The organism is Pseudomonas fulva, assembly GCF_023517795.1.
In the GTDB taxonomy this organism is placed as follows: domain Bacteria; phylum Pseudomonadota; class Gammaproteobacteria; order Pseudomonadales; family Pseudomonadaceae; genus Aquipseudomonas; species Aquipseudomonas fulva_D.
The window spans coordinates 3,671,405-3,694,378 of sequence record NZ_CP082928.1 but is presented as its reverse complement, the minus strand read 5'-3'; the positions used below and the strand labels follow the sequence as shown (position 1 = coordinate 3,694,378).

At 64.9% G+C, this 22,974-nt stretch carries 21 protein-coding genes; 8 read left to right on the top strand and 13 right to left on the bottom strand.

Annotation, left to right across the window (positions count from 1 at the left end):
- The first annotated feature begins 37 nt into the window (after window positions 1–37).
- The 4 genes from K8U54_RS16850 to K8U54_RS16835 all read left to right on the top strand — a co-directional run bounded on the left by K8U54_RS16850 (window position 38) and on the right by K8U54_RS16835 (window position 4,073).
- A complete protein-coding gene (locus K8U54_RS16850; RefSeq protein ID WP_249906891.1) occupies window positions 38–403 on the top strand; it encodes a ligand-binding protein SH3 in 366 nt (121 codons plus the stop codon).
- Window positions 404–478: 75 nt separating this feature from the next.
- Window positions 479–1,897 carry a di-heme oxidoredictase family protein gene (locus tag K8U54_RS16845; RefSeq protein WP_249906890.1) on the top strand — a complete coding sequence of 473 codons (1,419 nt, stop codon included), beginning with the start codon at window positions 479–481 and terminating at the stop codon, window positions 1,895–1,897.
- Window positions 1,898–1,907: 10 nt separating this feature from the next.
- Window positions 1,908–2,969 carry an imelysin family protein gene (locus tag K8U54_RS16840; protein WP_249906889.1) on the top strand — a complete coding sequence of 354 codons (1,062 nt, stop codon included), beginning with the start codon at window positions 1,908–1,910 and terminating at the stop codon, window positions 2,967–2,969.
- A gap of 9 nt (window positions 2,970–2,978) precedes the next feature.
- Window positions 2,979–4,073 (top strand): DUF1513 domain-containing protein, encoded by a 1,095-nt coding sequence (locus K8U54_RS16835; RefSeq protein ID WP_249910460.1) that lies wholly within the window; start codon window positions 2,979–2,981, stop codon window positions 4,071–4,073.
- A 223-nt stretch (window positions 4,074–4,296) separates the two neighbouring features.
- Here K8U54_RS16835 and K8U54_RS16830 read toward each other — a convergent pair whose 3' ends face one another.
- The 7 genes from K8U54_RS16830 to ppc form a co-directional block, all read right to left on the bottom strand.
- A complete protein-coding gene (locus K8U54_RS16830) occupies window positions 4,297–5,418 on the bottom strand; it encodes an IS481 family transposase (RefSeq protein ID WP_249906888.1) in 1,122 nt (373 codons plus the stop codon).
- A 342-nt stretch (window positions 5,419–5,760) separates the two neighbouring features.
- Window positions 5,761–6,624 (bottom strand): DUF72 domain-containing protein, encoded by an 864-nt coding sequence (locus tag K8U54_RS16825; protein WP_249906887.1) that lies wholly within the window; start codon window positions 6,622–6,624, stop codon window positions 5,761–5,763.
- A 69-nt stretch (window positions 6,625–6,693) separates the two neighbouring features.
- A complete protein-coding gene (locus tag K8U54_RS16820) occupies window positions 6,694–7,035 on the bottom strand; it encodes a hypothetical protein (RefSeq protein WP_249906886.1) in 342 nt (113 codons plus the stop codon).
- Between the two features lie 119 nt (window positions 7,036–7,154).
- Window positions 7,155–7,847, bottom strand: a complete 693-nt coding sequence (tsaB, locus tag K8U54_RS16815; RefSeq protein WP_249906885.1) for a tRNA (adenosine(37)-N6)-threonylcarbamoyltransferase complex dimerization subunit type 1 TsaB — start codon at window positions 7,845–7,847, stop codon at window positions 7,155–7,157.
- 177 nt (window positions 7,848–8,024) lie between these two features.
- Complete coding sequence (locus K8U54_RS16810; RefSeq protein ID WP_249906884.1) at window positions 8,025–8,783, bottom strand: 5'-nucleotidase, lipoprotein e(P4) family; 759 nt, start codon at window positions 8,781–8,783, stop codon at window positions 8,025–8,027.
- Between the two features lie 281 nt (window positions 8,784–9,064).
- On the bottom strand, window positions 9,065–9,712 hold the full coding sequence (adk, locus tag K8U54_RS16805) for an adenylate kinase (RefSeq protein WP_075963049.1): 648 nt from the start codon (window positions 9,710–9,712) through the stop codon (window positions 9,065–9,067).
- Between the two features lie 333 nt (window positions 9,713–10,045).
- A complete protein-coding gene (ppc, locus tag K8U54_RS16800) occupies window positions 10,046–12,682 on the bottom strand; it encodes a phosphoenolpyruvate carboxylase (RefSeq protein WP_249906883.1) in 2,637 nt (878 codons plus the stop codon).
- Window positions 12,683–12,847: 165 nt separating this feature from the next.
- Here ppc and K8U54_RS16795 point away from each other — a divergent pair, with 165 nt between their 5' ends.
- The 3 genes from K8U54_RS16795 to K8U54_RS16785 all read left to right on the top strand — a co-directional run bounded on the left by K8U54_RS16795 (window position 12,848) and on the right by K8U54_RS16785 (window position 14,699).
- A complete protein-coding gene (locus K8U54_RS16795; protein ID WP_249906882.1) occupies window positions 12,848–13,192 on the top strand; it encodes a pilin assembly protein in 345 nt (114 codons plus the stop codon).
- A 233-nt stretch (window positions 13,193–13,425) separates the two neighbouring features.
- Entirely contained in the window at window positions 13,426–13,866 is a 441-nt protein-coding gene (locus K8U54_RS16790) for a DUF4398 domain-containing protein (protein ID WP_249906881.1), read from the top strand.
- Window positions 13,867–13,910: 44 nt separating this feature from the next.
- Window positions 13,911–14,699, top strand: a complete 789-nt coding sequence (locus K8U54_RS16785; protein ID WP_249906880.1) for an OmpA family protein — start codon at window positions 13,911–13,913, stop codon at window positions 14,697–14,699.
- A gap of 96 nt (window positions 14,700–14,795) precedes the next feature.
- Here K8U54_RS16785 and K8U54_RS16780 read toward each other — a convergent pair whose 3' ends face one another.
- The 5 genes from K8U54_RS16780 to prfB form a co-directional block, all read right to left on the bottom strand.
- Window positions 14,796–15,095: a hypothetical protein gene (locus tag K8U54_RS16780; RefSeq protein ID WP_249906879.1), complete on the bottom strand. Its 300-nt coding sequence runs from the start codon at window positions 15,093–15,095 to the stop codon at window positions 14,796–14,798.
- An 86-nt stretch (window positions 15,096–15,181) separates the two neighbouring features.
- On the bottom strand, window positions 15,182–16,477 hold the full coding sequence (locus tag K8U54_RS16775; RefSeq protein WP_249906878.1) for a flavohemoglobin expression-modulating QEGLA motif protein: 1,296 nt from the start codon (window positions 16,475–16,477) through the stop codon (window positions 15,182–15,184).
- 28 nt (window positions 16,478–16,505) lie between these two features.
- Entirely contained in the window at window positions 16,506–17,057 is a 552-nt protein-coding gene (locus K8U54_RS16770) for a hypothetical protein (protein WP_249906877.1), read from the bottom strand.
- A gap of 327 nt (window positions 17,058–17,384) precedes the next feature.
- A complete protein-coding gene (lysS, locus tag K8U54_RS16765) occupies window positions 17,385–18,887 on the bottom strand; it encodes a lysine--tRNA ligase (RefSeq protein ID WP_249906876.1) in 1,503 nt (500 codons plus the stop codon).
- A gap of 94 nt (window positions 18,888–18,981) precedes the next feature.
- Window positions 18,982–20,077 (bottom strand): peptide chain release factor 2 gene (prfB, locus tag K8U54_RS16760; RefSeq protein WP_249906875.1). Its coding sequence is split into 2 segments (ribosomal slippage): window positions 18,982–20,004 and window positions 20,006–20,077, totalling 1,095 coding nucleotides; the frame shifts between segments, so codons are not numbered across the junction.
- Between the two features lie 194 nt (window positions 20,078–20,271).
- Between prfB and K8U54_RS16755 the strand changes: the two genes are divergently transcribed.
- Window positions 20,272–21,918 carry a sensor domain-containing diguanylate cyclase gene (locus tag K8U54_RS16755; protein WP_249906874.1) on the top strand — a complete coding sequence of 549 codons (1,647 nt, stop codon included), beginning with the start codon at window positions 20,272–20,274 and terminating at the stop codon, window positions 21,916–21,918.
- 1 nt (window position 21,919) lies between these two features.
- On the opposite strand, the gene K8U54_RS16750 is transcribed toward K8U54_RS16755, so the two are convergent.
- Window positions 21,920–22,951, bottom strand: a complete 1,032-nt coding sequence (locus K8U54_RS16750; protein ID WP_249906873.1) for a diguanylate cyclase — start codon at window positions 22,949–22,951, stop codon at window positions 21,920–21,922.
- Window positions 22,952–22,974: the final 23 nt, after the last annotated feature.

Below are 22,974 nucleotides of genomic sequence, written 5' to 3'. Positions count from 1 at the left end.
CTGGCGGCGTACCACGTCGCGAGCACAGGAGGTATTCATGAAGCCCACATGCTATGTGGTCGTCACCGCCCACCGGAGCGAATATCCGGACCCCATCGGCTTCGACGCCGGAACCCTGCTTCAGCTTGGCGAGCGCTACGACGGCCCTGAAGACTGGCAAGACTGGTATTTCTGCCGCACCGACGCACACCCTGGCGGCTGGGTGCCGCTGAGCATTCTCGAATTGCTTGGCGACGGTAGCGCACGTGCGCTGGAAGGCTATACCGCGCGGGAACTGGATACCCGGATCAACGAACACCTGGTTGCCAGCCGCCACCTCAACGGCTGGCTATGGTGCCTGCGCGAGGTCAGCGGCGAAACCGGCTGGGTTCCGGCGCAGAGCCTGGTTGCGCTGGCCGATTAAACGCAAATCCATCTTATTTAAACCGGCGCAGACTGCTAAGATTCCCGCCCTCGATTTCTGCCCTGCGGATCATCCATGCCAGCGTCACCCGGTCGCCTGTTGCCACTGTTGTTTCTGGCTCTCGGCCTGACCGCCTGCGACAAGTCGCCGACTTTCACCGCAGCCGAACCCGGCGAAGCACTGTCCGGCGGCGCTGCCACCGTGTCACGCAGCGACCGCGTGGCCTTCTCCCTGCCCTCCGCCAATCTGGCGCCCGAACGCCGCCTGGACTTCAGCGTGGGCAACAGCTTCTTTCGCAACCCCTGGGTGATCGCCCCCTCGACCACCACGGCCCGTGACGGTCTCGGCCCGCTGTTCAACACCAATGCCTGCCAGAACTGTCATGTCCGCGATGGCCGCGGCCACCCGCCAGAGCCAGGCAGCGTCAACGCGATGTCGATGCTGGTACGCCTGTCGATTCCGGCTGGTGACGCCGACCGTGCCGTACTGGAGCGCCTCGGTGTGCTGCCCGAGCCTACCTACGGCGCCCAGCTGCAGGACATGGCCAACCCCGGCGTTGCCCCGGAAGGCAAGGTGCGCGTCGAATACAGCACCGAGCAGGTGCGCTTCGCCGACGGCTACAGTATCGAGCTGCGCAAACCGCAGCTGAATATCAGCCAGCTTGGCTACGGGCCGATGCACCCGGCCACCCTGTTCTCGGCGCGCGTCGCTCCGCCGATGATCGGCCTGGGGCTGCTCGAGGCGATTCCCGAAGCAGCGATCTTGGCCAACGCCGACCCGGATGATCGCAACGGCGATGGCATCAGGGGCCAGCCCAATCGGGTGTGGGACGATGCACGTCAGCAAACCGTCCTTGGCCGTTTCGGCTGGAAGGCCGGGCAACCGACGCTCGAGCAGCAGAACGCCCACGCCTTCCTGCAGGACATGGGCCTGACCAGCAATCTGCTGCCCACCGACGGCTGCACCGAGGCGCCGACCGCCTGCCGCCAAGCGCCCCATGGCGGCCAGCCGGAAGTCAGCGACAACATCATGAGCATGGTGCTGTTCTACACCCGCAACCTCGCCGTGCCGGCGCGCCGTGGTGTCGACGACGCCCAGGTGCTGGCCGGCAAGAGCCTGTTCCACCGTGCCGGCTGCCAGGGCTGCCACACGCCCAGCTTCGTTACCGCCGCCGATGCCGCCGAACCGGAGCTGGCAGGCCAGACCATTCGCCCCTATAGCGATCTGTTGCTGCATGACATGGGCGACGGCCTGGCCGATGGCCGCGACGAGTTTCTTGCCAATGGTCGCCAGTGGCGCACCGCGCCGCTGTGGGGCATCGGCCTGACCGAAACGGTCAGCGGCCATACCCAGTTCCTGCACGATGGCCGCGCCCGCAACCTGCTCGAAGCCATCGCCTGGCACGGCGGCGAAGCCGAAGCAGCCAAGCAGCGGGTGCTGCAATTTTCCAGCGAGGAGCGCGCCGCGCTCCTGGCCTTTCTGAACTCACTGTAAGGAGCCGCGCATGATTCGTTCTCCGCTGACCGTCGCCCTGCTGGGCCTGACCCTGGCTGCCTGTTCGCCGGCCGACCCACAGGCCACCACCAGTTCGGCGCTGGCCGAAGGCGTGTTGCTACCGGCCCACGCCACCTGGAAGGAGGCGGATGTTGCCCTGGCCAGCAGCGCCAAGGCGTTCTGCGCCGGCCAGGAAGACCTGGGCAGCGCCCGCCAAGCCTTCTTCACCGCCCAGAGCGCCTGGGCCAGCCTGCAGCCACTGGCGGTGGGGCCGCTGGCCGAAGGCAACCGCGCCTGGCAGGTGCAGTTCTGGCCGGACAAGAAGAACCTGGTGGCCCGCCAGGTCGAGGCGCTGGTCAAGGCCAAGCCGCAACTCGGCGCGGCCGATCTGGAAAAGGCCAGCGTGGTGGTCCAGGGGCTCACCGCATACGAATACCTGATGTTCGACCCCGAGATCGACCTGCACAACGCCGAGCAGAAAGCCCGTTATTGCCCGCTGCTGGTAGCCATCGGCGAGCACCAGCAGGCACTGGCCAGCACGGTGCTGGAAAAGTGGCAAGGCGACGAAGGCGCCCTGGCGCTGTTTCGCACCTTCCCCAACGAGCGGTACGCCGAAGCGGGCGAGGCGATTTCCGACATGCTGCGCACCCAGGTCAGCGCCATCGACGGCCTGAAGAAGAAGCTCGGCGCCCCCCTGGGCCGGCAGAGCAAGGGTGTGCCGCAGCCCTACCAGGCCGAAGCCTGGCGCAGCCAGGCCAGCCTGAGCAACCTGGGTGCCGCTCTGAGCGGCGCCGAGCAGCTCTGGCACGGCGCCAAGAATGACGGCCTGCAGGCCCTGCTCGGCAGCGATCAGGCCGATCTGAAGAAACGCATCGATGCTGCCTACGCCGAGAGCCGCAAGCAGCTCGCCGGCCTGCAGCGCCCGCTCGGCGAACTGCTCGCCAACGACGCCGGCCGCCAGAGTCTCAACGCCTTCTACGACAGCCTCAACGTGCTGCACCGCCTGCACGAAGGCGAGCTGGCCCGGGCGCTGGGCATCCAGCTGGGCTTCAACGCCCACGACGGAGACTGAACCATGACCATGAAACGCCGGGCATTCCTCGGCCTGAGCGCCACCCTGCTGGCGGCCGGCGCCGTCGGCGGCTGGAAGCTGACCCATACCGGCCACCAGCCGCTGCTGCTGTCAGCGCGCAACGATGAAGGCGGCAAGCACTATGCGGTCGGCTATCGCCTCGATGGCGAGCGCGCCTTCGTCACCCAGGTGACCGAGCGCTGCCATGACGTGGTGCCCCACCCCAGCCTGCCCATGGCGCTGTTCGTCGGGCGCCGCCCTAGCACCGAAAGCTACCTGATCGACACCCGCGATGGCCGCCTGCTGCAGACCCTGCACAGCGAGCAGGATCGGCACTTCTACGGCCACGCGGTGTTCCACAAGGACGGCGAATGGCTGTACGCCACCGAGAACGACACCCGCGACCCCGGTCGTGGCGTGATCGGCGCCTATCGCCTGGAAGGCGAGCGCCTGGTGCACCGCGACGAGCTGTCCAGCCACGGCCTGGGCCCGCACCAGCTGCTGTGGATGCCCGACGGTGAAACCCTGGTGGTGGCCAACGGCGGCATTCGCACCGAGGCGGAAAGCCGGGTGGAGATGAACCTCGACGCCATGGAGGCCAGCCTGGTGCTGATGGGCCGCGACGGTACCCTGCGCAGCAAGGAACAGCTGCCCGAGCCGATGAACAGCGTGCGCCACCTGGCCGTGGCCAGCGACGGCACCGTGGTCAGCGGCCAGCAATACATGGGCGATGCCATGGACGCCGTGCCGCTGGTGGCGATCAAGCGCCCGGGCCAGCCGTTCCAGCACTTCCCCATGGCCGATGCACAGCGCCAGATGATGAGCCAGTACACTGCCAGCGTGGCGGTGCACAGCGACCTGCGCCTGTTGGCGATGACCGCACCGCGGGGCAATCGCCTGTTCATCTGGGACCTGGACAACGGCGCGGTGCGCCTGGACGCCGCCCTGCCCGATTGCGCCGGCGTCGGCGCGGTGGAGAACGGTTTCGTGGTCAGCGCCGGTATCGGCCGTTGCCGCCTCTACGACTGCCGCAGCGAACGCATCGCCATGCAGCCCCTGGAACTGCCGGCCGGCTTCTGGGACAACCACCTGCGCCTGGCTTGACGGCCAGGAAGGTGGCGAGAGCGGACATCGGCGGAGTATTTGTGGGAGCGGGCCATGCCCGCGAAAATCACGAGCATAGCTGCTACAGCGAGTCAGCCAGCATCAACGTGTTGTTTGTACGTTCGGTTCCGCTCTGACGAGCGGGTTACTTTTGGCATTGCCCTGTACGGACCGGAGACATAGTGGACGCATGTGCGGGGACATGGTTGACACATTATGGACGCTAATAATCCGGCATGTTCAGGTCGATGGTTCGAAGATGGTGATGACAAAAATACAGGTCAAATAATAAGTCACTGTCTGCACGAGGACGGACAGCAACCAGTTGCCCAGCTAGCCCTTTGGCGACACGGAAGTAGCGTTTCCTGAAGCGCAAGCGGTTGTGATAGACCTTGGTCAGCACGTCATCCACGCCATATTCGAACTCAGGCAGCGTCTCAGGAAATCGCCAGGGGCTCATGCGGTAACGTGACATCGGCACCTGATAGCCCAGGGCTTCGTGAGGCCGTTGATGGTTGTAGATGTTGCGCCAGCGATCCAAGGCGGCTTGCGCCTCATCCAAACTATGAAAGTGTTTGCCCTTGAGGGCTTCGAGCTTGAGTGCTCGATGAAATCGCTCGCACTTACCATTGGTTTGAGGATGGTAAGGACGGCTGAAACTTAACCTGACGCCTAGCCTGACCAGCCAAACACCGAGCTCAGAGAGTTCTCCCGGGTTACGTGGTGACCCCCAGGGCGGGCCGTTATCCACATTGATGCGCGCCGGTAAACCGTAACAGCGAAAGATCTCAATGAGCTTCTCCTGAACCGTCAGACGCTGTTGATTGCCACAAGCCTGGATCGCAAGGCTGAAGCGCGAGTGATCGTCCACCACGGTAAGTGGGTGGCAATGACCCTCAGCGGTCTGAAAATAGCCTTTGAAGTCCATCTGCCAGAGGTCATTGGGCGCATCATGCTCAAAGCGCAGCCAAGGCTTCTTGATCTCCTCGCCTGCTGGCTCGACCAAGCCGTGTCGATGCAAAACATTGGTGACCGTGCTGGGCGCAATGGAACAGTTCAGCACATGGCTAATCTTGCGCCCGCCCCAGGCAGGGTGCTCGCGACGCAAGGCGACAACCTTTGCCTCAAGATCCGGTAGCGTCTGAGAGGGGCTGCTGTGCGGCCGCCTTGAGTGCTCCTGCAATCCTTCGGAGCCATGCTCTGCATAGCGGCGTAGCCATTTGTATGCTGTTTGCGGACTGATACCGAAACGCCGACATAACTCTCGTCGGTTGCTGGCGGCATCTAACGCCAAGGCAACGAACTCTTCCTTCAGGCTCATAGCATCTCTCGTATTCCAGGGCATGGTGGGACTCCCGGCAAGGTCTACTCACCGAAAGTGTCAACCATGTCCCCGTACACCTGTCAGCTATGTCTCCGGTCCGTACAGCATTGCCCCAAAAGTAACCAAAAAGTCTAGCCCCGACATCCAGCCCCAGCTGCGCTGGGGTTCCCTCATTGCATCGTCGTTCCGGGGGCCGGCCTGGAAGGGCCATCCATGGCCCATCAGGCCTCTCGTCGCATCCATGCGGCTCGTCCCCCTATACAACGATTCCATTCGGCCTCCTGAAGGGGCGATTGATGTCGTCTGCTATTGCCGAGCAGCAGAAACATCAAAAAGCAAAAGCGGCGAGTGGCTGCTCCTGCCTTAAAGCAACCCCAACTGCTCGGCTCTGGGCTCGTTGTCGGTATACGGCGGCAACGGTGGCAAGCCGGGCAGGCGCTCGCTCAGCAGCTCGTGAAAACGCAATGCCTGGGCCGCGGCCAGGTGATTATCCGGGGTATGCAGGAATACGTGGGGTGTCAGGCCCTGCTCGATCCAGGCCGCCACCTTGTCCAGCCAGGGCTCCAGAAAAGCCTGGTTGGCGTCCAGATCGGGCCCGCCGATAAAGCGCACCTGGGGGCTGTCGGTGAACGCCGCCGGGCGAATCGGCAGGCGCGGCTTCTTGGCCTGGGCATGCAGCACCGCCGGATCCCTGGAGGTGCAACTGAACAGCGCCCGGGAATCCAGGCAGATACGCTCGACGCCACGCTCGTGAAGCAGCCGATTCAGTACCCGCTCCTCGTCGCCCTTGTCGAAGAATGCCGGATGGCGCACTTCCACGGCGATCCGCCGGTAAGGGAATTCATCCAGCCAAACCGCCAGCTCCCCCAACCGCGAAGGGCCGAACTGCGCCGGCAGCTGCAGCCACAGCGGCGTGACCCGCTCGCCCAGCGGGGCGAGCAGGTCGAGAAATGCCTGGGTGCTGCCCACCTGGTCACGCAGGTCACCTTCGTGGCTGATGTCCTTGTGCACCTTGGCGCAGAAGCGAAAATGCGCGGGCATGCGCGCCACCCAGCGCTCGAGCTTGTCCCCGTCGGGCCGCGCATAGAAGGTGGTGTTGCCCTCCACCGCATTGAACACGCGGCAATAGTGCTCCACGCTGTCGCTCATGTTCAGGTCTGGCGGGTAAAAGCTGCCGCGCCAGGCGAGTTCGTTCCAGGAGGGACAACCAAGGAAGTACGGAAGCATCGAGAATCGCTGATCGGCGGAAAACGCCTATTGTGCCTGACAAGGCGAGGCAGGCCGACCCCAAGTCGATCAGGCGTAGAGATCCAGGCCCAATACCTGCTGCGCATCCACCTCGCGGGCGAAGGCTGCGGTGCTGCTGTAGCTGGCGATGGCCTGGGCGGCGCGATTGCTCATGGCGGGCTGGTAGGTGACGTCCAGCGAGCGCACCGGGAAGTTGTCGGTGCTCGCATTGCTCTGTTGCACGCGACGGATCTGCGGGGTCTGCTCGAAGCCCTGGGTGCCGGCGGTCGACGACGGTTGCTCGCGCTTGACCTCTACTTCCCGGTTCGCCTCGCGATAAGGCGTGACCGCGGTTCCCGAGCGGGGACCACGATCCGGTGAGTAGGGCGCGATGTTACCGTCGATACGCATCAATGAAGGCTCGGCAGGAAGGCGTGCGGAAGTACTGGCAATCTAGCTGCGCCGCCCCCCCTTGGCAATGGATGCCGAGAAGTTGACGACAAAAGGACGACCCTCTCGTCGGCCATGGTTCAAAAGCCCGCCGGCGGCGGCATCTTCGGCGTAGCGACCTGATCGCGCAGATAGATCGGCTGGGCCTGGTCGGCCACCACGGCCTCGCCCCGGTCCCAGGCAAAACGGGCCAGGCTCAGCAGGTCTTCGGCATGGGGCAGCATCGCGCCATCGCAGGCCACGACCTGGCCACCGATACGCTCGGCGAAAGTGCCCCAGCCGGTGCCGGCACCGAACCACTGGCCCTGGGCACCGTCCGGCAGTTGCGCCCGCTCCGGCGCCAGCACCGCTTCGCGCCCGACCAGGCGCATCTCACCCGCCTCGGCGCGGTAGCAGCCCCAGTACACCTCGTCCATGCGCGCATCGATGGCGGCGGCCACCTGGCTGGCACCCTGCTCGCGCTGCGCGCGCTGTGCCAGCACCGCCAGGTTGGAAACCGGCAGCACCGGACGGTCCAGGGCGAAGGCCAGCCCCTGCACCACGCCGATGGCAATGCGCACACCGGTGAAGGCCCCTGGGCCGCGCCCGAATGCGATGGCATCCAGCGCCGCCAGCGCGACGCCCTGCTCGGCCAGCAGCGCCTTGATCATCGGCAGCAGCTTCTGGGCATGCAGGCGCGGAATCACCTCGTAGTGGCTCGTCACCCGGCCGTCATGCAGCAGGGCGACGGAGCAGGCTTCGGTGGCGGTGTCGAGGGCCAGCAGAGTGGTCATGGCATTGTGTACAGGTGGCTGAGCGGGCGGGCATTAAAACGGTTTGGGCCGGTTTTTTCCAGCGCAGCGAGCCAACCGGTGCCGCCGAAAGCACGCCTGGCGGCCAGGCGACCGCCCGAGCCCAGCACCGGCGCCCAGGCGGGCGCCGAACAACCGATCAGCGATCGGCCAGGGGGCCTACCACTTCTCGATAACGGGCTTGGCGGCCCAGGCCTTGAGCGGCTCCTTGGACCAGGTGCCGTAACCGGCATTCGGGAACACGATCCACTCGGTGCCCCACTTCGCCGACTCGGCTTCGGCGGTGGCGCGTTGTTCGGCCACCGGTGTCTTGCGGAACCGTGCGTCGAAATCATGCAGGGTATCGCCGAGCAGCATCACGATGCGATGGTCCTTGGCGACCAGCGCACGACGCTCCACCTTGGGCGGCCCGAGCAGCAGCACGCTGTCGGCGCTGACCTGGGGCAGGTCGAGCTTCTTCAGGGCCTTGAGGGTGTAGTCCTTCTGCTCCTCGGAGCGGTCGGACACGTAGCGGATGGCCACACCCAGCTTGTCGGCATGCTCGAGGAATTTCCTGGCACCGGGGATCAGCACCGGATCGCCGTCACGCTCCCAGGGCAACCAGGTGTCCCAGCCGTCGTAGGTGTGGCAGTTGGCGAGATCGCGTGCCAGCAGCGCGGAGTTGTCGATCACCGTTTCATCCACGTCGGTGACGATGGCCAGCTTGGAAGGATCATCGGCCGCCGCCACGGCGGCGTCGAGTTTCTCGGTGGCAATGTTGTAAGCCTGCATCTGCAAGGCGCGAACTTCCGCCGATTGCTGCTGGTAACGCAGCGCCATGGTGAACTGGTCAACCGAGCACTCGCCCTTCTTGTCGGGGGCGCCGTCGGCCAGGGCGACGGATGCACTCAGTACCGATAACGCGAGGGCGATGGGCAAGCAGGCGAATCTTCTGTTCTGGGTCATGGAATGCACTCTGATGGGGTGGTGGTTATGACCGCCTTTCTCGAAGTTCTTCGTGACGGTCGAGCAAACCAGCAGACGCAGACGGGCGCCGACTGGAATTGCGGACATGCCAGCTGGCAACGAAGATGCTGGATAGTAGCGAAACGGCAGCTGCCGTGACTGCTCGCATGCGACCTGCGCCTGAGTCGCGACCGCCCTGGCATGCCCAGAAACGACAACGGCCCGCAAGCGGGCCGTTGTAGAAGTGGGTCAGGTCAGCTCAGCGCTGCCAGCACCTTGGCGGTGATCTGCTCGACCGAGCCGACGCCTTCGATGGCGCTGTACTTGGGCGTGCCCTCGGCGGCCGACAGCTTCTGGTAGAAATCCACCAGCGGCTTGGTCTGCGAATGGTAGACCGACAGGCGATGGCGTACGGTGGCTTCCTTGTCGTCTTCGCGCTGGATCAGCTCTTCACCGGTTTCGTCGTCCTTGCCGGCTACTTTCGGCGGGTTGTGCTCGGTGTGGTAGACGCGGCCCGAGCCAGGGTGCACGCGGCGACCGGCGATGCGGCCGACGATCTCTTCGTCGTCGACGGCGATTTCCACCACGTGGTCGATCTGCACGCCGGCATCCTTGAGGGCCTGGGCCTGCGGAATGGTGCGCGGGAAGCCGTCGAACAGGAAGCCGTTGGCGCAATCGGGCTGGGCGATGCGCTCCTTGACCAGGTTGATGATCAGCTCATCGGAAACCAGGCCGCCAGCGTCCATCACGCTCTTGGCTGCCAGGCCCAGCTCGGTGCCGGCCTTGACCGCCGCACGCAGCATATCGCCGGTGGAGATCTGGGGAATCGAGAATTTCTTGGTGATGAAACCTGCCTGAGTACCTTTGCCGGCACCGGGCGCCCCCAACAGAATCACGCGCATCGATGTGCTCCTCAAGTTCTTGGTAGTGATGGTGGACTCGCCTTGCGGGGCCAATCGCAACTGGGTTTCGCCAGCCCGGCCAGGTGCCGAACTGTCAGAAGGTCGATCAAGATACACAGCGCTCCAATGCCGCACAAGCGGTCGAAAGTCGCCGCCCATGGCGACTTCATCGTGCTTGTGCCGTTACGCCTGTACAGCTTGAACGCAGCCGAGCAGCGGGCGCCATGCAACCAAAGTCGCAAGCGCGCCTCCAGCGACCAATGTCTGCACATAGCCGGAAATTCCCGGCTTTTTGCCCCCTGATCCCTGAAACTAGCCAGTCGGCGGCAGCCCTCAACCGGTATTGCGCAGCCCGGCGGCGATTCCCGCGACACTGACCAGCAGCGCCTGCTCCAGCGCGCTGCCTGCCTCCTGTTCGCGCTGCCGGGAACGGGCCAGCAATTCGGCCTGCAACAGGTGCAGCGGATCCAGGTAGGTGTTGCGCACGGTGATGAATTCCAGGGTCTCGGGACTATGGGTCAACAGCTGCGATTGGCCGGTCAGGCCCAGCACCACCTCGCTCGCCTGCGACAATAGGTCGCGTAAATGGGCGCCCAGGGGATGCAGTTCGCTGCTCACAAGGCGCTCGTCGTACAGCCTGGCGATCGACTCGTCGGCCTTGGCCAACACCATTTCCAGCATGTCGATCCGGGTGCGGAAGAACGGCCACTGCTCGCGCATTTCGCGCAGCAGCTGACCTTCGCCGCGCTGCAGCGCATTGCGCAGGGCGGCCTCCCAGCCCAGCCAGGCGGGCAGCATCAGACGCGTCTGGGTCCAGGCGAAGATCCACGGGATCGCCCGCAGGCTTTCCACCCCGCCCTCGCGGCGCTTGGCGGGCCGGCTGCCCAGGGGCAGGCGTCCGAGTTCCTGCTCGGGGGTGGCCTGGCGGAAGTACTCGACGAACTGCGGATGCTCGCGCACCACGCCGCGGTAGGTGGCCACGCCGTCGGCGGCCAGCTTGTCCATCTGCTCGCGCCAAGCCTGTCGCGGCGCCGGCGGCGGCAACAAGGTGGCCTCCAGCACCGCGGCCAGGTAGAGATTGAGGTTCTGCTCGGCGATATCCGGCATGCCGAATTTGAAGCGGATCATCTCGCCCTGCTCGGTGGTGCGAAAGCGCCCGTTCACCGAACCGGGCGGCTGCGACAGGATCGCCTCGTGGGCCGGGCCGCCGCCGCGCCCCACGGTGCCGCCGCGGCCATGGAACAGCAACAGCTCGACAGCATGTTCACGGCAGATCCTCACCAGGCTTTCCTGGGCGCGATACTGCGCCCAGGCGGCCGCCGTGGTGCCGGCGTCCTTGGCGGAATCCGAATAGCCGATCATCACTTCCTGCGGGCCCTGCAGACCGGCTCGATAGTCCGGCAGACCGAGCAGTCGCTCGATGGCGATGGCGGCGTTGTCCAGGTCCGCCAGGGTCTCGAACAGCGGCACCACGCGCATGGGGCGGCGCAGGCCGGCTTCCTTGAGCAAGAGCTGCACGGCGAGCACGTCCGAGGCGGCGCCGGCCATGGAAATCACGTAGGAACCCAGCGAGGCTGCCGGCGCAGCTGCCACTTCGCGGCAGGTGGCGAGCACTTCGGCCGTGTCGTCGCTGGGCTTGAAATCGGCCGGCAGCAAGGGCCGGCGACCGCGCAGTTCATCCTGCAGGAACGCCAGCCGCTGTTCTTCGTCCCAGCTGTCATAGCGACCCAGGCCCAGGTACTCGGTGATCTCGGCCATGGCCGAGGCATGGCGGGTGGCGTCCTGGCGCACGTCGAGGCGCACCAGGAACAGACCGAAAGTGCTGACGCGGCGCAGGAAATCCAGCAGCGGGCCATCGGCGATCACGCCCATGCCGCAGTCATGCAGGGAGCGGTCGCAGAGCAGCAGCGGCTCGCGCAGGTCGGCGTTGTCGTGCAGCACCTGCGCCGGTGGATTGACCGGCCCGGCCAGGGATTCGTGGGCCCAGGTACGGGTGGCACGCAGCCGCTCGCGCAGTTGCTTGAGCACCGCCCGATACGGCTCGGCGCTGTCGCCGGCGCGGGCGCGCAGCTCGTCGTTGGCGCGCTGCATGGACAGTTCGGCGGCCAGGCTGTCGATGTCGCGCAGGTACAGGTCGGCGGCCATCCAGCGGGCCAGCAGCAACACCTCGCGGGTCACCTTGGCGGTCACGTTGGGGTTGCCGTCGCGATCGCCGCCCATCCAGGAGGCGAAGCGAATCGGCGCGGCCTCCAGGGGCAGGCGCTGCCCGGTTTCGCGCTGCAACGCCTGGTCGGCCTTGCGCATCACCGTGGGCAGCGCGTACCACAGTGAATTCTCGATCACCGCGAAGCCCCATTTGGCTTCGTCCACCGGGGTGGGTCGCACCCGGCGGATTTCCTCGGTGTGCCAGGCCTCGGCGATCAGCCGTTGCAGGCGGCTGGCGATGGCATCGTGCTCGGCGTTCGACAGGTCACTGTGGTCCTGCTCGGCCAGTTGGGCGGAAATGGCGTCGTACTTCTGGATCAGCGTGCGCCGTGATACCTCGGTGGGGTGCGCGGTGAGCACCAGTTCGATATCCAGCTGCGCGACCTGGCGGGCCAGGGCCTCGCGATCATGGCCATTGGCGCGCAGGCGCTGCAGGAGCTCGTCGAACACCCGGTTTTCGAAGGGTTGCGCCTCGCCGGCTTCACGACGGCGCACGCGGTGGTACTGCTCGGCGATATTGGCCAGGTTGAGAAACTGGTTGAAGGCCCGGGCCACCGGCAGCAGCTCGTCGTCGGCGAGCCCGTCAAGGGTGTCGCTGAGCTGCCGTGCGCCGTCGGCCGAGCCCTGGCGCGCGGCCTTGGCGCCCTTGCGGATGCGCTCGATCTTGTCGAGAAAGGCCTCGCCGTGCTGGTCGCGGATGGTACTGCCGAGCAGCTCACCGAGCTGGTGAACGTCCTCGCGTAGACGTGCATCGATTTGCGTCATACCAGTCTCCCTGCGCCTCTGCGTGAGCCTTCAGATTGCCCAGCCATGACGCGCCTGACAAGCCGCCCTGCGACCAAAGCCGCAGGTAGGCCTCGCCGTGAGCATCCACCGGAACGCCGCCGAACGGTCCGGGTCTCTAGAAGACACCCCTGCCCCGAGGTACCTATGAAGATCCGCCAGCTCGTCCAGCAATGGGAACAGAATGCCACCGGCCGCCTGGCCAGCACGCCCTACCAGGTGCACCTGGATGTGGAGGCCGCTGCTCGCCTGGCCGCGCTCGGACATATGTACCCCAAGCGTCGCCCCGAGGAACTGCTGGCCGAATTGCTGGCGGCCGCCCTGGAAGACCTGGAGGCCAGCATGCCGTACGTACAGGGCAGCCAAGTGGTGGCCACCGATGAAGAAGGCAACCCGGTCTACGAGGACATCGGCCCGACCCCACGCTTTCTCGAACTGGCCCGCCATTACCGCCAGGAGCTCGATGCCGAACAGCCGACGACCATGCCCTGATCGATCGGTCAGCCGTGCAGGCCGCTGATGGCGCGGCCTGCGCCGGGTTGCCGAGGTCACCGTACTGGCAATACGCAGTTTTTTGCTGAACGTTTCGCACCGCTTCCAACTCACAGAATTATGCCGACGCGACCATTGGTCGCCGGAGAAAAACTTACTCAGCTGCTATCGCTCCTGAGCTCCGCACGGCAGGTAACCATCGTGGAACCGACTGTTTTGCCAGTTATTTACCAATGGAGTTGCACACCATGACCGCTAAAACTGCCCCAAACGCTCGTACCCAACTGGCCAGCTGGAAGGTCGCTGCGCTGGCCATCGGCAGCAGCCTGCTGCTGGCTGGTTGCGCGGGCAATCCGCCCAGTGAACAGATGGCCGTGACCAAGTCCGCCGTCAATGAAGCCGTCAGCTCAGGTGGCACGGAGTTCGCTGCGGTGGAAACCAAATCCGCTCAGGACAAACTCAAGCAGGCCGAACTGGAGCTGGTCGAAAAGAACTACAAAGAAGCCAAGCGTCTGGCCGAGCAGGCCGAATGGGACGCTCGCGTAGCGACCCGCAAGACCCAGGCAGCCAAGGCTGACAGGGCGCTTCAGGATGCTCAGCAGGGCATCGAAGAGCTGCGTCAGGAAGGCATGCGTGGCGCCCAGCAGATCCGTAAACAGGGTCAGCAGCAATAACGCCCCGCCATTGCTTTCGTCAATTCATAGAAGGATGAACGACCATGCGTAAACAAGTGATGATCCCTGCCCTGCTGGCCCTGAGCGTCGGCCTGGCCGCTTGTGCCTCCAAGCCCAACGTCAACCTGGAACAGGCGCGCAGCAGCTACTCCAGCCTGCAGACCAACCCGGAGTCGGTCAAAGTGGCCGCCCTGGAAACCAAGGACGCCGGCGAAGCGTTGGAGCGTGCTGAAAAAGCCTTCCGCGAGAAAGAAGACGAGAAGCGCGTCGACCAGTTGGCTTATCTGGCCAACAAGCGTATTGAGCTGGCCGAGCAGACCATCGCCCTGCGTACCACCGAGCAGAGCCTGCAACAGAGCGCTGCGCAACGTGCCCAGGCACGCCTGGAAGCGCGCGATGCACAGATCAAGCAGCTGCAGGACAGCATGAACGCCAAGCAGACCGAGCGCGGCACCCTGGTGACCTTCGGTGACGTGCTGTTCGATCTCGATCGCTCCGAGCTCAAGCCCGGCGGCATGCACAACATCACCAAGCTCGCCGACTTCCTGAAGGAAAACCCGGACCGCAAGGTGATCGTCGAAGGCTACACCGACAGCACCGGTTCGGCTCAGTACAACCAGAGCCTGTCCGAGCGCCGTGCCAACTCCGTGCGTGCTGCCCTGGTCAGCCAGGGAGTAGGCCCGGAGCGCATCGTCGCCCAGGGTTATGGCAAGGAATACCCGGTCGCCAGCAACAGCGACTCGGCCGGCCGCGCCATGAACCGTCGTGTGGAAGTGACCATTTCCAACGACGACAAGCAGGTTGCGCCGCGTTCCTCGGTTCGCACCAACTGAAGGCTCCGGCCTGCCTAGGACTCGCCGCGCTCCCCTGAGCGCGGCGACCCAACCAGACAAGCCCCGCTTTTGCGGGGCTTGTCGTTTTCCGGCCTGTCATCCGTTACAGCGCACGGCCCGCTTGCGGTCATCAACCAGAACGCCGCTAAGCCCCTTCTGCTGAAGATCGAACAGCACCAGCACGCCGTCGATGCACTGCGCCACCTGATCGGCAGGCTTGAGGGTCACCTTGTAATCCTCGCCAGGAACGGTCTTGAGCATGGTGAACTCGGCCAGCAGCAAGGCGTCCTCGGGCTTCGCGAAGTGCAGGTAGCCGTAATAGCCGAGCACCGCCACGGTACCGGCGACGCTACCGATGGCAGTGAGAATCAGGGGGATGGGGTTACGCTCTGTCATGCCGATATCTCGGGTGCAGGCCACCCGTGTGAGGCGGCTCAGGGGAAGTGGAGACCGGTCGCGCCATGCCCCACCCGAGCGGCAGCTCAAAGGATGTTGGCGTAGTCGGCTTCGATCCGGTCCAGGCTCAGGTGGTTGAGGAAGTTGGAGAAACACATCCAGGCCGACAGCGAGTTGAGGTCGCGAAACTGCTGCGGCAGGTACTTGGGTGGGCTCACCAGCCCTTCATCGACCAGCTGGCGTAGGGTACGCATATCCTCGAGCGTGGTCTTGCCACAGAACAATAAAGGGATCTGTTCGAGCTTGCCCTTGCGCACGGCGAGCTGGATGTAGTTGTAGATCATGATGAAGCCCTTCAGGTACGACAGGTCCTTGGTGAAGGGCAGGCCGTCCGGCGCCGAGCCGCGGAACGCGCGGCTGGCATTGCTGTAGCTGTCTTCCAGGCTGAAGCCCTGCTCGCGGTAAAAATCGCAGACCTGCAGGAAATCGGCGCCCTGCTCGGCCATGTGGATGGCGCGGGTGCGGTTGGTCAGCTTGCGCAGGCGGCTGGGGTAGGACGCGAAGGCGATCACTTCCATGAGAATCGCCAGGCCTTCCTGAGTCACCGTCGACGAGGGCGGCCCCTTGGCCAGAAAGGTGCAGATCGGCTGGTTCTGGCCATTGAGGGTGGTGGCCACGTGCACTAGGCCTTCATGGACTTCCAGCGCCTTGACGTCACGCTCGTTGAACATGGCATCGCTGCGGATCTTGATGTAATCGGCGCCCGCCGCGGCGTCGGCAAGAATGCCGTCGGATTCGAACACGCGGATGGTGCTGTCGCTCTCGCCGAACACCAGGTTCAGGCGGCTCTGCAACAGCGCCACGGCATCCTTGGCACTCAGCGTCTTGGGTTCGTCCTTGAGGTCACCGCGGCTGTCGATGTTGTTCAGGTAGCCGGAAAACATCAGGCCCAGATCCGCCAGGGTCGGGTCACCAGCATGGAAGGCGTCGGACGCGGCGCCATACAGCTCCTGGGATATCAGCCCGAAATCCGAGGTGCCGCGGGCTTCCAGCATGCGAATCACCATGCGGTACTCGCGGCACATGCGGCGCATGATCTGCCCCACCGGGTTGAACTGGCCGAGCTGGCGGGTGATGTCGCGCTCGATGTTCTGGAATTCCAGCTTCTTGGCGGCCGGGTCGAACGCCAGGGGGCGGCTGTCGTAATAGTTGCGGTCGATGGCCGGCAGCTCGCGGCCCTTGTGCTTGAGAAACGCCTGGCGAATGGAGTCGTCCCATTTCACCGCGTCGAGCACGCGGATCGGCGTTTGCGCCTCGACGATACGGTCGGACAGCGCGCGCACCACCAGTTGGTAGCCGTCGAGTGCTGTGTGGCTGTTCATGGCAATCCTCTTTGCGTGGCTGACGATTTCAGGGCGCGCTGCGCTGATAGCGCGCCACTTCGACGAACAGGTCGGCGTTGGCGGGGTCGTTGAGGTAGGCGAATACCTCCTCCAATTCACTGGTCACCAGCACGCCTTCGCCCTGGGGCATCTCCACGCCGTTACCCGCCAGCTCGCCCTCGGCGATGGCCTGGCGAATGCGCTCGACATCGAGGTTGAAGAGCACCAGTTCGCCCGCCTGGGTCAGTTCGAAGCCGCCGATGGCGAAGTTGGCGCCCAACCGCTTGGGCACACCGGCGGACAGGTACCAGCGCCGCCCATGGTGGGCGACGGTGAAGCTGTAGCTCTGCGCGCTGGGCAGGTTGTCCGGGTTGTCGACGTAGGTGTCGGCCTTGTACAGGTTGGCACCCGAGCGACTGATGTCCAGGTAGCGCAACTCACCCCACTCATCCACGCGTGACCACAGGCCGAGCAGCGGAATCGGCGCTGCCTCGTTGGCCGGGATCGGCTCCTTGAAGGTCACCAGGCAGCCACTCAACAGCAGAAACGACAGCACCACCCATGCGCGCCAGGCTTTCATCATGCTCTCCTTGAGACAGTCGTGGCCGGGCTGATAGTCCGACTCCCTGGCGCAGCGCGTCAAGCGGGGCCTTCATCAACAGGATAGGCGCAGAATCACGGGCAATAAAAAGCCGCCCGGAGGCGGCTCGTTCGACCCTTAGAGCCTGTTCACGATCTCGCGAGCTAGAGCGATCCAAGGGCTAGGCGCCCCCGCAAAAACAAGCGAGGAAGCGGACTGGGCTCGCACGCGAGTTTACAAGTGGTAAATGAGCATTCCGACTGGGCTGGCAATCCAGCTTGTTTTTAACGCAGGAGCGCCGACGCGCAGCAGATCGTGAACAGGTTCTTAGAGTTCCGGGCGCATATGCGGGAATAGAATCACGTCGCGGATCGACGGCGAATTGGTCAGCAGCATCACCAGGCGGTCGATGCCGATGCCCTCGCCCGCGGTCGGCGGCATGCCGTATTCGAGGGCGCGCACGAAGTCGGCGTCGAAATGCATGGCCTCGTCGTCGCCGGCGTCCTTGTCGGCCACCTGCTGCAGGAAGCGCGCAGCCTGGTCTTCGGCATCATTGAGCTCGGAATAGGCGTTGGCGATCTCGCGGCCACCGATGAACAGCTCGAAGCGGTCGGTGACGCTCGGATCGTCGTCGCTGCGCCGGGCCAGGGGCGAGACTTCGAAGGGGTAACGGGTGATGAAGTGCGGCTGCTCCAGCTTGTGCTCGACCAGCTCCTCGAAAATCATCACCTGCAGCTTGCCCAGGCCTTCGAAGCCGAGCACCTTGGCGCCGGCTTTCTTGGCGATGGCGCGGGCCTTGTCCAGGTCCTGCAGATCGGCGGCAGTGATTTCCGGATTGTACTTGAGGATCGAGTCGAACACCGACAGGCGCACGAATGGCTCGCCGAAGTGGAACACCTTGTCGCCGTAAGGCACGTCGGTGCTGCCGAGGATGGTCTGGGCCAGCTCGCGGAACAGCTCCTCGGTCAGGTCCATGTTGTCTTCGTAGTCGGCGTAGGCCTGGTAGAACTCGAGCATGGTGAACTCGGGGTTGTGCCGGGTCGAAACCCCTTCGTTACGGAAGTTGCGGTTGATCTCGAAGACCTTCTCGAAGCCACCGACGACCAGTCGCTTGAGGTACAGCTCCGGCGCGATGCGCAGGAACATGGCCATGTCCAGGGCGTTGTGGTGGGTTTCGAAGGGCTTGGCCGCGGCGCCACCGGGAATGGTCTGCAGCATCGGCGTTTCCACTTCCAGGAAGTCGCGCTCGGCGAGGAAACGGCGGATGTGGGCGATGACCTGGGAGCGCACGCGGAAGGTATCGCGCACCTCTTCGTTGACGATCAGGTCGACGTAGCGCTGGCGGTAGCGTTGCTCGGTGTCGGTCAGGCCGTGGTGCTTGTCCGGCAGCGGGCGCAGCGACTTGGTCAGCAGGCGCACGCCCGTCATCTCGACGTACAGGTCGCCCTTGCCCGAACGGGCCAGGGTGCCTTCGGCGGCGATGATGTCGCCCATGTCCCAGGTCTTGACCTGGGCCAGGGTCTCTTCGGGCAGGGTCTTGCGGTTGACGTAGACCTGGATGCGCCCGCTCATGTCCTGGATGACCATGAAGGCACCGCGGTTGAGCATGATGCGCCCGGCGACCTTGACCGGAATGGCAGCCGCTTCCAGCTCTTCCTTGGTCTTGTCCACGTACTGTTTCTGCAGGTCGGCGCAGAGGTTGTCGCGGCGGAAGTCGTTCGGGAAGGCACTGCCCTGCTCACGGATGACAGCAAGCTTTTCCTTGCGCTGGGCAATCAGCTTGTTTTCTTCCTGTTGCAGTTCGTGCTGGTCGGGCTGTTGGTCGCTCATGGTCGTCTATCTGCCTGGCGTCTAATCACTAATCGATGGGAATCCGCAGGACACCGCCGCTCACCGGCAGCGGAGCCCCACATGGAGTGCGGGATCAAAGGCCCTGTTTGAGGCTGGCTTCGAGGTAACCGTCGAGGTCGCCGTCGAGCACTTTCTGGCAATCGCTACGCTCGACGCCGGTACGCAAATCCTTGATGCGCGAGTCGTCGAGCACATAGGAACGGATCTGGTGACCCCAGCCGATATCCGACTTGCTGTCTTCCAGCGCCTGGGACGCGGCGTTGCGCTTCTGCATCTCCAGCTCGTACAACTTGGCCCGCAGCATCTTCATGGCGGTGTCCTTGTTGGCGTGCTGGGAGCGTTCGTTCTGGCAGGCCACCACGGTGTTGGTCGGCACGTGGGTGATGCGCACCGCCGAGTCGGTGGTATTGACGTGCTGGCCACCGGCCCCGGAGGAGCGGTAGGTATCGACGCGCAGGTCGGCCGGGTTGATCTCGATCTCCACCTTGTCGTCGATCTCGGGCGATACGAACACCGCCGAGAACGAGGTGTGGCGACGGGCGCCGGAGTCGAACGGGCTCTTGCGCACCAGGCGGTGCACGCCGATCTCGGTGCGCAGCCAGCCAAAGGCGTACTCGCCCTTGATGTGCACGGTGGCACCCTTGATACCGGCGACTTCACCCTCGGACAGCTCGACGATCTCGGCACTGAAGCCGCGCTTGTCGGCCCAGCGCAGGTACATGCGCAGCAGGATGTTGGCCCAGTCCTGGGCCTCGGTACCGCCGGAGCCGGCCTGGATATCCAGGTAGCAGTTGTTCGGGTCCATCTCGTGGCTGAACATGCGGCGGAATTCCAGCTGCTCGAGAATTTCGCGCAGGCGCTCGACTTCCGCGGCGACGTCGTCGACGGCGCCCTGGTCGTTTTCTTCGACGGCCATGTCCAGCAGGTCGCGCGAGTCGGCCAGGCTACCGGTCAGATCGTCGATGGTTTCGACGATCTGCGCCAGGGTGGCGCGCTCGCGGCCCAGGCTCTGGGCGTATTCGGGCTTGTTCCAGACGTTCGGGTCTTCGAGTTCGCGGTTTACTTCGACGAGACGATCATGCTTGTGATCGTAGTCAAAGATACCCCCGAATGGTCTGGGTGCGCTCGGACAGGTCCTTGATGCTGTTCAGGATCGGGTTGATTTCCATGGCTGGCGGCACTCGCAGGTAAAACTTCGGAAAAGCCGCTGAGTATACCCGACTCGGGCTATTCTGGCAGCATGTCAGGGTCTGCTCGCGTCGAAACGGCGGCAGACCCCAGGCGCTGATGAGCCACCTGCAGACCGACGGCCCTTCTATACTCGAACGACCAACCGCCCTCGCGCCAAGGATCCCCCGCCACCATGCTCCGCGCCCACAGCCTGCGTAGCCACTATGCCCTGCTCACCGTGTTGCTGGTGTGCCTGCTCAGCCTGCTGCTCGGCAGCCTGATCAGCCGCGACTCGAGCAAGCGCATCCGCGCGGAGATCGGTCGCGACCTGGCCGAGGTGTCCTACACCATGGTCGACCGCCTGGACCGTGACATGCAGAGCCGCGCCAGCATGCTGCAGGTGATCGGCAGCCTCAGCGCCCTGCGCCAGCCGGGTGACGCCCGCGAAGTGCGTCGCCTGCTCGATGAATTGCAGGGCAAGTTCCCGACCATCGCCTGGATCGGCTTTACCGACGCCCAGGGCCAGGTGCTGGCCTCCAGCAACGGAATTCTCGAAGGCGCCAGCATCGCCCAGCGCCCGGTGTTTCTCGAAGGCAGCCAGGGCCTGTTCATCGGCGACGTGCACGAGGCGGTGCTGCTGGCCAAGCTGCTGCCCAACCCCACCGGCGAGGCGATGAAGTTCGTCGATATCAGCCTGCCGGTGCGTGACGACGCGGGCCGCCTGGTCGGCGTCCTCGCCTCGCACCTGTCGTGGTCCTGGGCCGATGAGGTCCGCGAGGCGATCCTCAAGCCCATCGAAGACAGCCGTCAGATCGAGTTCTTCGTGATCGGCCGTGACCGCACCATTCTGCTCGGCCCGCGCGAGCTGGTCGGCCAACGCCTGCACCTGCCGATGATGCAGAACCTGGCCGCCCAGCAGAGCGAATGGGCGGTGCAGCACTGGCCCGACGGCAAGCGCTACCTGACCGGGCTGACGGCGAGCCAGGGCTACCTCGACTACCCGGGCCTGGGCTGGATGGTCGTGGCTCGCCAAGATCTGCAGCTGGCCGACGCGCCGGTGCAGGCCATGCACCTGAGCATCTTCGCCTGGGGCGTGGTGCTTGCCGTGCTGTTCGCCGCCTGCGGCTGGCTGCTGGCCAGCTACGTGACCCGACCGCTGCGCACCATCGCCCGCGCCGCCGACCGCCTGGCCAATGGCGAGATCACCGTGATCCCGGAGATCGGCAGCCCCCGGGAAATCGCCCGGCTCAGCCACTCCATCCGCCACCTGGTGGAAAGCCTCACGCACCAGCATGCCGAGCTCGATGCCCTGGAAAACCGTGCCCACCACGACCCGCTGACCGGCCTGCCGAACCGTGCCGCCCTGGCCCGCTTCCTGCCTCGGGCACAGCAGCGCAACCAGGGCACGCAGGATGGCCTGGCAGTGCTCTACCTGGATCTCGACGGTTTCAAACCGGTCAACGACCGTCATGGCCATGCCGCAGGCGATCAGGTGCTACGCGAAGCCGCCTCGCGCATGCGCGGCTGCCTGCGCGGTGGCGACTTGGTGGTGCGCCTGGGCGGCGACGAATTTCTGATGATCCTGCAAGTCGCCGCCGAGGAAGGCGCCCACCAGGCCCGCCAGGTCGCCGAGCGGACGCTGCTGGCACTGGCGGCGCCGATTCACTGGGAAAACCAGCAACTGCAGATTGGCTGCAGCATCGGCGGCGCCTTATGGCCCCAGCACGACGCCGATCTCGAGCAGGTGGTGGAGCTGGCCGATCAGGCCCTGTACCTCGCCAAGCAGACCGGCCGTGGCCGGGTCATGCTGCATGGCGACGCGCCCGACGGCCTGGGGTGATTCAGCCCAGGGCGCTGGTGTCGTTGACCAGGCCGACCTGATCGCGACCAGCCTGCTTGGCCATGTACAGCCCCTGGTCAGCCAGACTGACCAGTTGCAGGGAGGCCTGGCCGACCCGCGGCACCAGGGTGGCCACCCCGACGCTGGCGGTCAGCACCGAACCCGGCTCGGGCTTGTCATGGGGAATGCCCAGGTCGGTGACGGCGCGGCGCACCTTTTCCGCGAGCAGTCGTGCGCCGCCGGCCGAGGTGCTGGGCAGCACCATGGCGAACTCCTCACCGCCATAACGGGCGGCCAGGTCGGTGGAGCGGCTGCAACTGCTGCGCAGCGCGGCGGCCACCCGGCGCAGGGCATCGTCGCCGGCGACGTGACCGAAGCGGTCGTTGAAGCTCTTGAAGAAGTCGACGTCGATCATCAGCAGCGACAGCGCGGTCTGCTCTCGGGTGGCGCGGCGCCACTCCATTTCCAGGTATTCGTCGAAATGCCGGCGGTTGGACAGCCCGGTGAGGCCGTCGGAGTTCATCAGCCGCTGCAGCACCAGGTTGGTCTCCAGCAGCTGTTGCTGGCTTTCGCGCAAAGCGCGGTAGGCTTCGTCACGCTGTTGCAGGGCCATGTAGGAACGCGAGTGGTAGCGGATGCGTGCCACCAGCTCGATGGTATCGGGGAGCTTGACCAGGTAATCGTTGGCGCCGGCGGCGAACGCCGAGCTCTTCACCGTGGCGTCATCCTTGGTGGACAGCACGATGATCGGCACATCGCGCAGCGCCGGTCGGGCGCGGTATTCGCCGAGCAGGGTGATGCCATCGACACCGGGCATTACCAGGTCCTGCAGAATCACCGTCGGGCGCAGTTGCTCGGCCACTGCAATGGCCTGGGTCGGATCCGAGCAGTAATGGAAGTCGATGCCCTCCTCGCCCAGCAGCTCGCGCCGCACCGCTTCGCCGATCATTGCCTGGTCGTCGACCAGCAGCACCATGACCGCGCCGTCCTTGCGTGAAGCGAATGCTTCCATGGAATGGGGTGGGGCTTGCATGTGGGTCTCCGGACCGATTGAAG